This is a genomic window from Lysobacter ciconiae (genome assembly GCF_015209725.1).
Taxonomy (GTDB): Bacteria; Pseudomonadota; Gammaproteobacteria; order Xanthomonadales; family Xanthomonadaceae; genus Novilysobacter; species Novilysobacter ciconiae.
In genome coordinates this window covers 1,169,315-1,182,748 of the sequence record NZ_CP063656.1, presented here as the reverse complement: position 1 = coordinate 1,182,748, position 13,434 = coordinate 1,169,315, and the positions used below count along the sequence as shown (strand labels likewise).

The following is a 13,434-nucleotide window of genomic DNA, read 5'->3' as shown; positions in this document are numbered from 1 at the left end:
TCCGATAAACTGGCGTCATGAATGCACTTCCCTATGACGCCCAGCTGCTGCACGCGCGCGCCGCCGAACTGGCCCGCAACGTGTGCGAGATCGCCGCCGCGGGCTGGACCCCGGCGACCAGCAGCAACTTCTCCCAGCGTCTGGATGACCGGCACGTTGCCATTACCGTCTCGGGCGGTGACAAGGGCCAGCTGACCGCCGACGGCATCATGGTGGTCGACCTGGAGGGCAACGCGGTCGCCACGGAGCGCCGCTCGTCTGCCGAGACCCTGCTGCATACCCGCCTGTATCGGCGCTTCGCCGAGGTCGGTTGCGTGCTGCATACGCACTCGCAGAACCAGACGGTCGCCTCACGCCTGTACGCGCCGGCCGGCAAGGTGCGGCTGGAAGGCTATGAGATGCTCAAGGCGTTCCACGGCAACACCACCCACGACACCGCGATCGAGCTGCCCGTGCTGCCCAACAGCCAACACATGCCCACGCTCGCGGACCAGGTCGATGCGTTGCTGGACCGCCAGTCCATGTGGGGCTACCTGATCGACGGCCACGGCCTGTATGCCTGGGGCCGCGACATGGCCGAGGCGCGCCGCCACCTGGAGGCGTTTGATTTCCTGCTGGGATGCGAACTGGAACTGAGGAAGCTGCAACCATGAGCCGCCTGCGTATTTTCACCGACCGCGACCCTGTCACCGCGGTATCCTCCACCAGCGACCACGCGGAGATTGCGCGCGAGCTGGCGGCCATAGGGGTAGCCTTCGAGCGTTGGGAAACCAGCGACAAGGTCAGCGGCGGCGATGCTCCCGAGAAGATCCTCGCCGCCTACAGGACCGACATCGACCGGCTTGTTGCCGAACACGGCTTCCAGAGCGTCGATGTCGCCAGTGTCGGTCCCGACAACCCCAAGCGCGCGGATATCCGCAAAACCTTCCTCGAGGAGCACTTCCACAAGGAAGACGAGGTGCGCTTCTTCGTCGCCGGCTCGGGGCTGTTTACCCTTCACGTGGATGACAGGGTGTACGAGGTGCTGTGCGAACAGGGCGACCTGATCTCCGTGACCGACGGCACGCCGCACTGGTTCGACATGGGCGCAGAGCCGGACTTCGTCGCCATCCGCTTCTTCAAGCAACCCGACGGCTGGATCGGCCATTTCACCGGCACCGACATCGCTGGCCGCTTTCCGCGTCATGAAGGGAGTCCGGCGAAGTGACCACGTCAAACCGGGTGGTCCTCACCGATATCGAGGGCACGACCAGCAGCATCTCCTTCGTCAAGAAAGTGCTGTTCCCGTTTGCCCGCCGCGCCCTGCCCGCCTTCGTCAAGGTCCGTGGGCACGAGCCGGCGGTGCGCAAGTGGCTGGACCTGGTCGCCACCGAATTGGGCGGCATGTGCCAGGACGCGATGATTGCCGAGGTAATGCAGGGCTGGATCGACGAGGACCGCAAGCACACCGCGCTCAAGGCCCTGCAGGGAATGATCTGGGCCGACGGTTACCGCAACGGCGACTTCACCGCGCACATCTACCCGGATGCGGCGCAGGCGCTGCAGCGCTGGCACGCCGACGGCGTTCCGCTGTATGTCTTCTCGTCGGGCAGCGTGCCGGCGCAGCGGCTGTTTTTCGGCCATAGCGATGCCGGTGACCTCACCGGGCTGTTCTCCGGCTGGTTCGATACCGAGGTCGGCGAGAAACGCGATTTCCGCAGCTATGACCGCATCGCCTCCGAGATCGACGTCCCGGCGGCGCGCGTGCTGTTCCTGTCCGACGTGGTCGCCGAGCTGGACGCCGCGCGCACCGCGGGCATGGACACGGTCCTGATTGACCGCCGCGAGGACTATCCGGAGGCGCGCGACACCGACGCTGCCAATGGGCATCGCCGGCTGGAATCCTTCGAGGGCATCGATCCGGCCGTTTGAGCCGCGCCGCGTGGCGCGTTATTCGCTCGCGTCCTGCAACCGGTAGGTCGTGTGCGCCGTCTGTTCGCCGAGCCAGCGATCGTTCGTCCGTACCTCAACCCGGTGTTCGCCGATCGGCAGGTCGGTGGGCAGCGCGCCGCGCCAGAGGTGGCGGCTCGGCTTGGCTTCGGGTGAGCGGTCGAAGCCGCGCAGCATGGCCGCCTCGTCGTCGCGAACGTTCTCGACCAGCAGGCGGGGATCGGCCTGCACCACCTTGCGCATCGGCTTCCATTCACCGTCGCCCACGCGGTACTCGACCTGGCTGTCGTCCATGCCCATGAACACGTTGGCGTACACGCCCCAGGCCGGATAGGCGCCGCGCCGCAAGACGCGCGGCGCATGCAGCGCCATGGCGTGGGTGAATCCGGGTTGGTTCGCCGGCAGGCGCGCCGGATGCCAGCTCAGGGCGTAGTCGCCGGACGCGCCGATCCTGAGCCGCGCATAGCCGTTGGGCGTGCCGTCGGCCATCATCGAATCCGGGATGCCCGCCTCGTCCTTGACCCCGGACCAGAACGCGCCACAGGCCGCGCCGACGTTGTACTCATGCAGCGGAGTCGGGCCGTTCCAGCCCTCGGCGGCGCCGTGGTGGAAATGCTGCTGGACGTGGGTGTGGCCGCTGAGGAGTAGCACGTTGTCGAAGCGTTGCAGCAGCCGGAACAGCCGCTGCCGGTCGGCGGCGCGGAAGGTCTCCGCACCGGTCGCGGCCGCGGTGTTGAAGAACGGGATGTGGGCGCCCACCACCAGCCGGGTATCCGGGGCCAGCGTGGGCAAGTAGGCCTCGAGGAAGACGAACTGGTCCTCGCGCAGGCCACCGATGTAACCGGCGCCGGGCAGATGGATGACGTCGTCCAGCAGGACGATCGCCGTACCCTGCTCCTCCCACGCCACGGTGTCCGGCCCGAAATGCCGGCGGAAGGTCAGCGTCGAGTCGGCATCGGAGGCAGCGTCCAGATCCATGTCGTGATTGCCCGGCGCGTGCAGCCACGGCACGCCCAGTGTCGCGGTGCGGGCGTTGATCGCCGGGTACAGCGAGAGATCGTCATCGACGATGTCGCCCAGGCTCAGGCCCAGCTGCGCGATGACGTCCTTGCGGATCGTGTCCAGGATGTCGCGGTCGTAGTAGTCGACGTCGACCAGCGATTTCACCTGCGGGTCGGCCATCAGCAGCACCTGCAGATCGCCCGCCTGCGCCGGGCTGGGCTGCAGGGCCACGTCCATGCTCAGGCGCGTGTCGGCGGGGATGCCGCCGTACTGGAGCTCGGGCGAGCCGGCGGGAAAGTAGTGCTGCCAGAACGCCGGCAGCCCGTCGGCGCGGGTGGCGAAGGCGTAATTCGCGGGTTTCACTGCGAACACCGTGTCACCCGGGCGGACGGTGATCCGGTAGCTACCGTCGGCGGCGCTGCGGACGATGTCGCGGCCATTGGAGAGCTTGACCCCGGCCACGCCGGCCTCACCCGGGTCGCGCCGGCCGTTGCCGTTGGTGTCGGCGTAGACCACGCCGGTGAAGTCCGCGCCTTGCTGCGCGGCCGCGATCGCGTGGGCGGAAGCCAGCAGCGGCGCGCAGACCAGCGCTGCGGCCAGGCCCAGCGCCGCGAATTTCGGCCGGATCAGCAGCGCACGGCAGTGAGGTGGACGAGCCGACGGGTGAAGGGATGCGCGCATGCAGGCCGTTCCGTTGCAGAGACAGGATCGAAGCCTAGCAGCGCCGAACGCCAGGCGAGTCCCCCCGAAGCCGCACTCAACCGGCGCGGTCGGCGCGGTGGCGCTCGCGCATCACGGCAATCGCGGCGTCCAGCGAAAGCCCGCGCGCGCGCAGCAACACCATCAAATGGAAGATCAGGTCAGCCGCCTCACCTGACAGCGCCTCGTCGTCCTCGGCCACGGCGGCGAGTGCAGTCTCCACGCCCTCCTCGCCGACCTTCTGCGCGATGCGACGGATGCCGCTTTCGAACAGGCTGGTCGTATAGCTTCCGGCGGGCCGCTCGAGCTCGCGCTGGCGAACGACGTCATCGAGCTCGGCCAGCAGGTTGCCCGGCGCTTCGGGGAAGCAACTGGCGCGGTCCAGATGGCAGGTCGGTCCCTGCGGCCGCGCCAGCACCAGCAGGGTGTCGTCGTCGCAGTCCGCCTGCAGCGAGACCAGGTTGAGGAAATTGCCGGAAGTCTCGCCCTTGGTCCAGGCCTGCTGCCGGCTGCGGCTGTAGAAGCTGACCTTGCCGGTCTCGCGGGTGGTCTGCAGCGCGACCCGGTCCATGTAGCCGAGCATCAGCACCCGCAGGGTATCCGCGTCCTGCACGATGGCGGGCAGCAGACCGCTGGCGGGGTCCCAGAGGAGCGAGTCGGGATCAGGAAACGTCATGACGCACCTCGATGCCCTGCGCATGCAGGTACTGCTTGAGTTCGGGAATGGCGATGGCGCCGGAATGGAAGACGCTGGCGGCAAGCGCGCCGTCGACATCGACACGGCGGAACAGGTCGAGGAAGTGCCGGGAAGTCCCCGCCCCGCCGGACGCAATCAGCGGCACGGCGCAGACCTCGCGCACACGCTGCAACTGTTCGATATCGTAGCCCTCGCGCACGCCGTCGCTGCCCATGCAGTTGAGCACGATCTCCCCCGCACCCAGGTCCTGCACCTGCGCGACCCACTCCAGCGTGGTCTTCGCCAGCGCCCGGGTGCGCTGCACGTCGCCGGTGAACTGGCGCACGCGCCACTGGCCGTCCTCATCGCGCAGGCTGTCCACACCCACGACGACGCACTGAACGCCGAAGGCGTCGGCCAGCTCGGCCACCAGTTCCGGCCGTTGCAGCGCCGGCGTGTTGATCGAGATCTTGTCGGCGCCGGCGTGCAGCACGTCGCGGGCGTCCGCCACGCTGCGGATACCGCCGGCAACGCAGAACGGGATGTCGATGACGCGCGCGATCCGCTCGACCCAGCCCTTGTCCACGTGGCGTCCCTGCGGACTGGCGGTGATGTCGTAGAACACCAGTTCATCGGCGCCGGCGTCGCGGTAACGCATGGCCAGCTCGACGATGTCGCCGACATCGACGTGGTCGCGGAAGCGCACGCCCTTGACGACGCGGCCATCGGCGACGTCCAGGCAGGGGATGATCCGCCGGCTCAGCATGAACGCTCCTCGGCCAGCGCCGACGCCAGGTCCAGTCGACCGTCCAGCAGCGCCTTGCCCAGGATCGCGCCGCTGCAGCCCGCGTCGCGCACCGCAGCGATGTCGGCGGTGTCGCGCACGCCGCCGGAGGCCTGAAACTGCATGTCCGGTGCCAGCGATAGCAGGTGGCGATAGAAATCCAGGTTGGGGCCGGCCATCATCCCGTCGCGGGCGATGTCGGTGCACAGCAGGTGGCGCAGGCCTTCGCCGGCGTAGCGCGCCAGCAGGATTTCCAGCGAGACATCGCTGGCGCGGGTCCAGCCGGCGGTCGGCAATTGCCAGCGCCCGTCTTCGTCCTGGCGTGCGTCCAGCGCGACGGTGATGCGCTCGGGGCCGAAACGGTGGATCCAGCCGATCACCTGGTCCGGCTCGCGCACCGCCAGCGAGCCGACGACGACACGGTCCGCACCGGCCTCCAGGATCGCCTCGACATCGGACTCGGTGCGGACGCCACCGCCGGTCTGGATCTGCACCTTCGTCGTCTGCTTCAGTTCGCGCAACAGCGGTTGCAGTGTGTAGCCGCCCGCACGCGCTGCGTCGAGGTCGACCAGATGTAGCCAGGACGCGGCCGCATCGGAATAACGCCTGGCAACGATGGCCGGCTGGTCGGGGTACCGGGTTTCGCGGTCGTAATCGCCCTGCTGCAGACGGACCACGCGGCCGTCGCGCACGTCGATGGCCGGATAGACGACAAAGGCGTGCGGGGTGGGCCGGGCCACTGCGACGGCAGGACGCGGTTCGGGGGAAGGCATGCAATCAACTCCGGGAATCATGGGTGTGGCACATCGTGAGACGAGCGGCGATGGGCAAACGGGCGCGCGCCCGCTCACGCGGTGATCGTCAGGAAGTTGGCGAGCAGTCGCATGCCCAGCGTTGACGAGCGCTCGGGATGGAACTGCGCCCCGTAGCGGTTGCCGCTGCGCACCACCGCGGAGAACGTGCTGCCGTGTTCGCACGTCGCCAGCGTCCGCTCGTCGACCGGCGCGGCGTAGCTGTGGACGAAATACACGTGCGCGCCGTCCGCGATGCCTTCCAGCAGCGGATCATCCTGGGAAAACCGCAGGGTATTCCAGCCCATGTGCGGCACCCGGATGGTCGGACTGCCGACGGTGGCAGGCGATGCGGCCAGTTTCCGCACCGTGCCCGGAATCAGCCCGAGACACTCGACATCGCCCTCCTCCGAGCCGTCGTACAGCAGCTGCATCCCCAGGCAGATACCCAGCAGCGGCTGGGTCAGCCCGCGCAATACGCCAATCAGATCGCGCTCGCGCAGCCGGGCCATGCCGGACGCCGCCGCGCCGACGCCGGGCAGGATCACCCGTTCTGCGGTCGCAATTTCCTCCGGGTTGCGGCTGACCCGGACTTCCGCACCCAGGCGCTCGAGCGCGTAGCGCACCGACCCCAGGTTGGCACCGCCCGCATCGACCAGAACCGTTGCGCTCACAATGTTCCCTTGGTGCTCGGCAGTTCCCGGCCTTCGCGCCGGATCGCTTGGCGCAGCGTGCGCGCAACCGCCTTGAACCCCGCCTCGACCTTGTGGTGGTCGTTGTCGCCGTGGATCGACAGGTTGAGGTTGATCGCGCCGCCTTCGCACAGGGATCGGAAGAAATGCGGCACCAGTTCGGTCGGCATGTCGCCGATCATCTCGCGCTGAAACTCGCCGTCGAAGACGAAATAGGGCCGACCCGAGAAATCCAGCGCGGCGCTGGCCAGCGTCTCGTCCATCGGCAGGGTGAATCCGTAGCGGCCGATGCCGCGCTTGTCGCCCAGGGCCTCACGCAGCGCCTGGCCGAGCGCCAGCGCGCTGTCCTCGATGGTGTGGTGCTCGTCCACGTGCAGATCACCCTCGCACTCCAGCTGCAGCGCGAAACCGCCGTGCTTGCCGATCTGCTCGAGCATGTGGTCGAAGAACCCCAGGCCGGTCGAGACCTGCGGCTCGGCGACGCGATCCAGGTCCACCTCGACGCGGATGCGGGTCTCGCGGGTGTCGCGGGTGACCACCGCGCGGCGTGGCGCATCGGCCAGCTCATGGGCGATGCCGGGCCAGTCCCACTCACCGCCGAACCGCTCGGTACGCAGCTGGAACCCGCGGATGCCCATGTTGTGGGCGAAGCCGTTGTCGGTTTCGCGGTCGCCGACCATCGCCGAGCGCTTCCAGTCGATTCCGCGGTCCTTCAGCAGGTGCAGGGCCAGGCCGATCCCCGGCTTGCGCGTGGGCGCGTTGTCGGCCGGCCAACTGGTGTCGATCAGCACCTCGCGAAAGGTGATGCCCTGGCTCTCCAGGATCTGCATCATCAGCTGCTGCGGACCGTCGAACGCCTCCTGCGGGAATGCGTCGGTGCCCAGGCCGTCCTGGTTGGTGACCATCACGAACTCATAGCCGGCGTCGCGCAACTTCAGCATCGCCGGTACGACGTCGCGGACGAAGCGCAGCTTGCACAGGCTGTCGAGCTGGAAATCGTGCGGCTCCTCGATCAGGGTGCCGTCACGGTCCACTAACAGGATCGGGGTCAGACCACTCATTGCGTGCGCTCCAAGGCGTTGATCGCGTCGATGACGCGGTTGTTCTGGTCGCGGGTACCGACGGTGATCCGCAGCGCATCCCCAAGTCCGCTGGCGGCGCGTTGATCGCGGACGACAATGCCGGCGGCAAGCAGGCGCGCCATCGCGGCGTCGGGCTCGTGGAACCGCACCAGCAGAAAGTTGGCCTGCGACGGATAGACCCACCGGACGGCTGCGCTGTCGGTCAGCGCCGCGTGGAGGCGCTCGCGCTCACCGAGGACCTGCGCGACGCCGGCATCGGTGCGCGCGCGCGCCTCGGCCGTAAGCGATCGACAGGCAAAATCGATGCACGGCGTCGGCAAGGGATACGGCGCCTGGCAGCGCCGGAGCACCGTGATCAGGCTGGCGTCGGCGATAACGCTGCCGATCCGCGCGCCGGCCAGCGCGTGTGCCTTGGACAGCGTCCGCAGCACCGCGATGTTGGCTTGCCGGTCGATCAGGGACGCCGCCGAGGCGACCTCGCTGAATTCCCCGTAGGCCTCGTCGACAACGACCAGTGCGCGGTCCTGCAACGCAAGCGCCAGCGCCTCGATGCGGTCCAGCGGCAGCGCAGAGCCGGTCGGATTGCCCGGCGAGCAGAGGAAGACGATCTTGACCGGAGCCGCGGTTGCCGCACGCTCGATCGCCGCGAAATCGGCTTCAAACCCGGCCGGGCGATCCGACGCTTCACTGTCCAGCAAGGGAACCTCGACCACCGCGGTGCCGTGCAAGCGCGCACTCACGGCGTACATCCCGAAGGTCGGCGGGGTGACCAGCACCGCGTCGGTGCCGGGCCGGCACAGCGCGCGGACCAGCAGGTCGATGGCCTCATCACTGCCGCGCCCGACCAGCAGGCGGTCGGCGTCGCACCCGTACAGCCCCGCCAGCAGCGTGCGCAGCGCAGCGGGTTGCGGCTCGGGATAGCGACGCAGCGCCCCGTCGGCATCCGCGGGATTGGGCCACGGGGATTCGTTGGCGTTGAGCCAGGTGTCACCGTCCAACGGAGCGGTCCTGGCCGACGCGTAACCGGCAAATCCGGCGAGGTCCTCGCGCACCAGCCGCATCGGGTCGGCTTTCACGGCGGACGCGCTCATGCCGCGTCCAAGCGGCGCGAGACCGCGAGGCGATGGGCCTCCAGACCCTCCGCGCTGGCCAGTTCGACGGCGCAGGGACCGATCGCGCGCAGGCCCTGCCGGTCCACTTCCTGCACCGTGATCGCGAGCTGGAAGCTGGCGACGTTGAGCCCACCGACGAACCGGGCCGCGCCGCTGGTCGGCAGGACGTGGTTGGTGCCGCTGCAGTAATCGCCAAGCGCCTCGGGTGCCCAGTCGCCGAGAAACACCGAGCCCGCAACGCTCACCGACGGCAGCCACCGGCGGGCGTCGCGCAGGGCGAGGATCAGGTGCTCAGGCGCGTACGCGTTGCTGATCGCGAAGGCGTCCTCCAGCGTCGCCACCTGGATCATCCGCGCCGACTGCAGTGCCCGGCGCGTGGTCTCGACCCGTGGCAGCTCCACCAGCTGAGCCTCGATCTGCGCAATGACGCGCTCGATCAGACCGTCGTCATCGCTGATGAGGATTACCTGCGAATCCGGGCCGTGCTCGGCCTGGGACAACAGGTCGGCGGCGACAAATTCCGGGTTCGCGCCGGCATCGGCGATGACCAGCACCTCCGACGGTCCTGCCGGCATGTCGATCCCGACGCCACGCTCCAGCTGCGCGACCTGGCGCTTGGCCTCGGTCACATAGGCATTGCCCGGACCGAACAGCTTGTCGCACGCGGGAACGCTTTCGGTTCCCAGCGCCATGGCGGCGATGGCCTGCACGCCGCCGAGCTTGAACACCCGGTCGATGCCGCAGCTCGCGGCCGCTACCAGCACGGCCGGATCCACGCTGCCGTCGGGACGCGGCGGCGTGCACAGCACGACATCGTGGCAACCGGCCAGCCTCGCCGGAATGCCCAGCATCAGCGCGGTGGATGGCAGCGGCGCGGAGCCTGCCGGCACGTACAATCCGACCCGCTGGATCGGCCGCAGCACCCGCTCGCAGCGCACGCCCGGCGCGGTATCCACCTCATACGGCTGGCTCATGCCTGCGGCGTGGAATTGCTCGATCCGTGCGCCTGCCTCGACGATGGCATTGCGCAGGGCCGGCGCGATTTCCGCTTGCGCCTTGGCAAACTCTTCCGCGGAGACCGCGTGGGTGTCGATGTCGACGCCGTCGAAACGGGAGGTCAGCCTGCGCAGCGCCGCGTCGCCACCGACGCGGACTTCCTCGATCAATGCCGCCACCGCGGCTGCCGTTTTCGCGCCATCGGCCTGCGCGGGCCGCCGCAGCGCGTTCGCGCGTGCCGCACTGTCCAGCGAGTCCCACTGCAGACGGTTCTGCGGGCCGATCGCCGCGACCGGTGCCCCACTCATGCCAGCATTCCTTCCACCGGCAGCACCATCAGGCCCATGGCGCCGGCGCGCTTGAGGTCCTCCAGCCGCTGCCAGGTCAGGTGGCCGTGGCACAGGACCTGCAGCGCCAAACGATCCGCGCCGTCGACCTGCATGACGGTGGGCGCCTCGGCATCGGGCAGCAGCGGCAGCAGCTCCGGGAGGCTTTCGCGCCTGGCCTGGAACAGCAGCAGCTTGCTGTTGCGGATACGCAGCGCGCCATCCAAGCGACGCAGCAGCAGTTCCACCAGCTCGCCGCGCGCGGCATCCAGATCCTGCATCGGACCGGCGAGCACCGCTTCGCTCTCGAACAGCGTCACCACCGGCTTCAACTGGTTGGCCGCCAGGGTCGCTCCGCTGGAAACCAGATCGCAGATCGCGTCCGCCTGCCCGAGCCGCGGCGCGATCTCGACCGAACCGGACAGCAGCACCACCTCGGCCTGGACGCCCTCACGCGCCAGCCATTCGGACAGAAGCGCGGGATAGCTGGTCGCGATGCGCTTGCCCGACAGTTGCGCCGGGGACTCCCACGCCTCGCCTTCGGGTATCGCCAGCGCCAGGTGGCAGTCGCCAAAACCCAGCGCGCGCCATTCCCTGAATGCCGGCGCGGCCCCGGAGGCGCGCCGGGCGCCGTCCTGCTCGGCCATCACGTTGCGCCCGACGATGCCCAGGTCGCAGACGCCGTCGGCGATCAGTCCGGGAATGTCGTCGTCGCGGACCAGAAGCAGGTCCACCGGCAGCGATTCGCCGTAACAGAACAGGCGGTCACGGCTTTCCCGCCAGCTCATGCCGCAGGAGGCAAGCAAGGCACGCGCGGGCTCGGCAAGGCGGCCATTCTTCTGGATGGCGATACGCAGGCGGTCGCGGCCGGCGGGAACGGGTGGGCTCATGGGGTAATCCGGAAACGTGGGGCGAAGCGGGAGGCGGACGGTGCGGCGTGAAACCAATGGACGGCGATGCCGCCAACGGGTCAGGTATCGCCTGGATGCAGCTCCGGATGGCTGTGGCGGATCGCCGCAGCGTAACCCCCGGCGCCGTGGTCAATGGTCCGGGCGACCCGGCCGACGGTGGTAACGCTCACCTGGGTGCGCGAGTGGATCTCGCGGTAGGGAACGCCCTCCAGCAGCAGCGGGACGACCCGCCATCGATCGGTCATCGCTTCCAGTTCGGCCGGCGTGCAGAGGTCGAGCAGGAACGCGCGGACATCGTCCCTGCCCTGCAGGCACGCCAAGGCCTCGGCAAGCGCGTCGAGCGCATCGTTGGCATTGTCGGTTTGGCTGGCCGGTCGCTTCATGGATCTCGTAATAGCGTAATAATGTAATAACGTGCTGGTACGTTAATGCGCGCTTCCTGTTCCGTCAAGACGATTGCGGAGGTAGGATTCTCCAGGGGGCCACAAAACGGGGGATACGACCCGCATGCGGGTCGGCGAAGGGGCGTTCGCAGCGGCGTTGACGGGGATAACCGATGAGTGGCAGGAAGCTGTCCGGGTGGCGCGGCGTGCTGGCGTGGCTGGCACTGGCGAGCGTGTCCGTGGCGCTGCAGGCGCATCCCGTCGATTCGGATTTGGTCACCGGGCGCCCGGCGCTGCATCTCGACATCCACACCTCGCGCCTGGAACTGACCCCGTATGTGAGCGTCTATCACGATGCCGGGGGGCGGGAAGATCTTGCGGCGGTTCGCGAAAAGCTCGCGTCGGGAGGCTTCTCGCCACTGCCCGACAACAAGACCGCGTTCGGTTTCCAGCCGGGCGCGTTCTGGTTCCACGCCCGCCTCGTCAACGCGAACCTGCGCGAGCCGCGCTGGCTGCTGGTGCAGAAATACGCGCTGAGCGACAACATCGAAGTGCACACCCTGCACGCGGACGGCCACGTCGATACCCACACCGGCGGGGACGCCCTGCCCTTCGAGGCCCGCAGCATCCGCTACCGCTTGCCGAATTTCTGGATCAACGTGCCCCCTGGCCCGCCGGTAGACCTGCTGGTGCGCATCAGCAGCCAGAGCTCGATGCAGGTGCCGCTGTGGCTGTACACCCCGGGCGCGTTCGCCGAGGTGTCGCGCGATGCCCAGTTCGGCATCGGCCTGTACTACGGCATCCTGCTGGCACTGTTCGTGTACAACCTGGTGCTGTGGCTGCGGCTGCGCGACCCCAGCTATTTCTGGTATCTGCTGCATATCTCGGCGTTCGGGCTGGTGCTGTTCACGCTCAACGGCCTGGGGTTTGAATACCTGTGGCCCAAATCGCCGTGGCTCGCCGACAAGGCCGTACCGCTGTCGATCTGCCTGGCCCAGGTGGGCATGCAGCAGTTCGCCCGCTATTTCCTGGAGCTGCGCCAGCGCTGGCGCCTCGGCGACCTGGTCGGGCTGGCGATGATTGCCTTCTTCGTCGCCTGGGGACTCGCCTCGGTCTGGCTGCCCTACCGCATCGCCACGCCGGTGGCTTCGGCGGCGGTGTTTGTCAGCATCGCCTGGATCGCCATTGAATCGATCGTGGTGACCGCACGCGGCTACAAGCCGGCGCGGATCTTCCTGCTGGCGTGGGGATTGTTCCTGGCCGGTACCGGGATGTTCGCCGCGCTGGCGTTTGGCGTCCTGCCGAAAACCTTCCTTACCGAATACGGCGTGCAGATCGGCTCGGCGACGGAGATGCTGCTGCTGTCCATCGCGCTCAGTTACCGGTACTCGGCGCTGCGGCAGGAGAACGAGCGCATCATCCGCGCCGGCCGCGAGGAACTGGCCCAGGAGGTCGAGCAGCGCACCTCGGAGCTGCGCCTGGCCCTGGACCAACTCGGGCAGGCGCATGCGCGATTGCGGGAATCCAGCCAGCGCGACGGCCTGACCGGCCTGCACACGCGTGCGCATTTCATGGAGCGATTCCAGCAGCTGATGGTCGAGGCCTACCGCGCGGAGCAACCGCTGTCAGTGCTGATGATCGACCTGGACCACTTCAAGGACATCAACGACCAGCACGGGCACCTCGTCGGTGACGAGTGCCTGCGCTTCAGTGCGCATTTGCTGGGCCAGATCCTGCGCCGCTACAACGCCGTGGTGGCACGGTTTGGGGGAGAGGAGTTCGTGGTGGGCCTGCCAGGCAAGGACGGCGCGCAGGCGCTGCAGGTCGCAGAGGAACTGCGTCGCAGCCTGGACGAGTCGGCCTGCGACGTCGCCGGAATCCAGATCCGCCTGACGGCGAGCATCGGCGTGCACGAGTTGCAGGTCGACGGCGGCTCACAGGTCGCCAACGCACTGCAGCAGGCCGATGAGGCGCTGTACCGGGCGAAGGCGGACGGACGCAACTGCGTGCGCTGGGGCGGCGGCCTGCCGACGCACGCGACGTGACGCCGG

The 13,434-nt window shown here is 68.4% G+C and carries 14 protein-coding genes; 4 read left to right on the top strand and 10 right to left on the bottom strand.

The genetic code is table 11. From position 1 onward, the window contains the following. Nucleotides 1-17: 17 nt before the first annotated feature. The 3 genes from INQ41_RS05480 to mtnC are packed head-to-tail and all read left to right on the top strand — an operon-like array spanning nt 18 to nt 1,911. Entirely contained in the window at nt 18-653 is a 636-nt protein-coding gene (locus INQ41_RS05480; RefSeq protein ID WP_193986890.1) for a methylthioribulose 1-phosphate dehydratase, read from the top strand. Beyond that, entirely contained in the window at nt 650-1,207 is a 558-nt protein-coding gene (locus tag INQ41_RS05475) for a 1,2-dihydroxy-3-keto-5-methylthiopentene dioxygenase (protein ID WP_193986888.1), read from the top strand. The genes INQ41_RS05480 and INQ41_RS05475 overlap by 4 nt, the downstream gene beginning before the upstream one ends. Beyond that, nucleotides 1,204-1,911, top strand: a complete 708-nt coding sequence (gene mtnC / locus INQ41_RS05470; protein WP_193986886.1) for an acireductone synthase — start codon at nt 1,204-1,206, stop codon at nt 1,909-1,911. Before INQ41_RS05475 ends, mtnC begins: the two co-directional genes overlap by 4 nt. A gap of 18 nt (nt 1,912-1,929) precedes the next feature. Here mtnC and INQ41_RS05465 read toward each other — a convergent pair whose 3' ends face one another. The 10 genes from INQ41_RS05465 to INQ41_RS05420 all read right to left on the bottom strand — a co-directional run bounded on the left by INQ41_RS05465 (nt 1,930) and on the right by INQ41_RS05420 (nt 11,383). Further along, a complete protein-coding gene (locus INQ41_RS05465) occupies nt 1,930-3,537 on the bottom strand; it encodes a calcineurin-like phosphoesterase C-terminal domain-containing protein (protein ID WP_407074266.1) in 1,608 nt (535 codons plus the stop codon). 151 nt (nt 3,538-3,688) lie between these two features. Further along, nucleotides 3,689-4,306: a bifunctional phosphoribosyl-AMP cyclohydrolase/phosphoribosyl-ATP diphosphatase HisIE gene (hisIE, locus tag INQ41_RS05460; RefSeq protein WP_193986883.1), complete on the bottom strand. Its 618-nt coding sequence runs from the start codon at nt 4,304-4,306 to the stop codon at nt 3,689-3,691. Next, nucleotides 4,293-5,072 carry an imidazole glycerol phosphate synthase subunit HisF gene (gene hisF, locus INQ41_RS05455; protein ID WP_193986881.1) on the bottom strand — a complete coding sequence of 260 codons (780 nt, stop codon included), beginning with the start codon at nt 5,070-5,072 and terminating at the stop codon, nt 4,293-4,295. Before hisF ends, hisIE begins: the two co-directional genes overlap by 14 nt. Then, entirely contained in the window at nt 5,066-5,863 is a 798-nt protein-coding gene (hisA, locus tag INQ41_RS05450; protein WP_193986879.1) for a 1-(5-phosphoribosyl)-5-[(5-phosphoribosylamino)methylideneamino]imidazole-4-carboxamide isomerase, read from the bottom strand. Before hisA ends, hisF begins: the two co-directional genes overlap by 7 nt. A gap of 74 nt (nt 5,864-5,937) precedes the next feature. Further along, nucleotides 5,938-6,555: an imidazole glycerol phosphate synthase subunit HisH gene (hisH, locus tag INQ41_RS05445; RefSeq protein ID WP_193986878.1), complete on the bottom strand. Its 618-nt coding sequence runs from the start codon at nt 6,553-6,555 to the stop codon at nt 5,938-5,940. Next, on the bottom strand, nt 6,552-7,625 hold the full coding sequence (gene hisB, locus INQ41_RS05440; RefSeq protein WP_193987228.1) for a bifunctional histidinol-phosphatase/imidazoleglycerol-phosphate dehydratase HisB: 1,074 nt from the start codon (nt 7,623-7,625) through the stop codon (nt 6,552-6,554). Before hisB ends, hisH begins: the two co-directional genes overlap by 4 nt. 5 nt (nt 7,626-7,630) lie before the next feature. Next, the gene (hisC, locus tag INQ41_RS05435; RefSeq protein WP_193986876.1) at nt 7,631-8,746 is read right to left on the bottom strand and encodes a histidinol-phosphate transaminase; all 1,116 of its coding nucleotides are present in this window, start codon (nt 8,744-8,746) and stop codon (nt 7,631-7,633) included. Next, the gene (gene hisD, locus INQ41_RS05430; protein WP_193986874.1) at nt 8,743-10,071 is read right to left on the bottom strand and encodes a histidinol dehydrogenase; all 1,329 of its coding nucleotides are present in this window, start codon (nt 10,069-10,071) and stop codon (nt 8,743-8,745) included. The genes hisC and hisD overlap by 4 nt, the downstream gene beginning before the upstream one ends. Continuing rightward, the gene (gene hisG / locus INQ41_RS05425) at nt 10,068-10,979 is read right to left on the bottom strand and encodes an ATP phosphoribosyltransferase (RefSeq protein WP_193986873.1); all 912 of its coding nucleotides are present in this window, start codon (nt 10,977-10,979) and stop codon (nt 10,068-10,070) included. Before hisG ends, hisD begins: the two co-directional genes overlap by 4 nt. An 80-nt stretch (nt 10,980-11,059) precedes the next feature. Further along, nucleotides 11,060-11,383, bottom strand: coding sequence for a YerC/YecD family TrpR-related protein (locus INQ41_RS05420; RefSeq protein WP_193986871.1), 324 nt, complete (start codon nt 11,381-11,383; stop codon nt 11,060-11,062). Nucleotides 11,384-11,556: 173 nt separating this feature from the next. On the opposite strand from INQ41_RS05420, the gene INQ41_RS13345 reads away from it, so the two are divergent. After that, nucleotides 11,557-13,428 (top strand): sensor domain-containing diguanylate cyclase, encoded by a 1,872-nt coding sequence (locus INQ41_RS13345; protein WP_193986869.1) that lies wholly within the window; start codon nt 11,557-11,559, stop codon nt 13,426-13,428. Nucleotides 13,429-13,434: the final 6 nt, after the last annotated feature.